Consider the following 251-nt stretch of genomic DNA (forward strand, 5'->3'; position numbering starts at 1 on the left):
GTAGCGGCAGATGCTAAAGCAGTAGCAGCAGATACCAAAGCTGATGGTGCGGTAGCGAAAGCTGAAGCGGCAGATGCTAAAGCGGTAGCAGCTGATACCAAAGCTGATGGTGCGGTAGCGAAAGCGGAAGCGGCAGATGCTAAAGCGGTAGCGGCAGATGCTAAAGCGGTAGCGGCAGATGCTAAAGCAGTAGCGGCAGATGCTAAAGCAGTAGCGGCAGATGCTAAAGCAGTAGCGGCAGATACCAAAGC

The 251-nt window shown here is 54.2% G+C and carries 1 protein-coding gene; it reads right to left on the reverse strand.

The features are described 5' to 3' along the window. Positions 1-251: hypothetical protein (locus ACTHTA_RS11545; protein WP_440379638.1), on the reverse strand; the 251-nt coding region annotated here is incomplete at both ends.

This window comes from Neisseria sp. P0013.S005, assembly GCF_051958425.1.
Lineage (GTDB): Bacteria > Pseudomonadota > Gammaproteobacteria > Burkholderiales > Neisseriaceae > Neisseria > Neisseria subflava.